The following is a 465-nucleotide window of genomic DNA, read 5'->3' as shown; positions in this document are numbered from 1 at the left end:
ATTGCGATAGAGGTGCTGATCTACCGTGACCTGACGCCGCTGATCCCCCTCGCCGATCGTCGCGACGATGCGGTTCGGTGCGGCCTCGACCACCTTGCCGATCATGCCGTTCTTCACGCCGAGGGCGCTGTCGTTCTTCAGGAAGACGATCTGGTCCCCCGCATCGAACTTGCGGGCGCCGTCCTCGGTGCGGAACGCGTGACCCTCACCAACGAGGCCGCGTTCGACGAGCTTATCGCGCGCCATCGTGTTCAGCATCCGCACGTCGCGGCGCAGATGCGCGAGGATCAGCGAGCTCCTGGCGGGATCATAGTCCCGGTTCCAGTCCGCGATCAGACTGGCGACGGCTTCGGCCTTCAGAACCGAGCCGAGCACCCTGCCCTGCTGCTGATAGGCGGAGAGCGCCTCGGCGATCCGGCCGCGCGCCAGGTCCATCGAGGCGGCGCGCATCCATTGCTCGCGCTG

1 pseudogene is annotated in these 465 nt (G+C 66.7%); it reads right to left on the bottom strand.

The window, feature by feature from the left end:
• Positions 1-465: pseudogene (locus AAC979_RS23780) on the bottom strand (Dtr system oriT relaxase); the annotation flags it as partial.

The organism is Ancylobacter sp. IITR112, from assembly GCF_041415945.1.
GTDB lineage: Bacteria > Pseudomonadota > Alphaproteobacteria > Rhizobiales > Xanthobacteraceae > Ancylobacter.
Note: the sequence above shows the minus strand (reverse complement) of the source record. Positions and strands in the feature narration are given on the sequence as shown.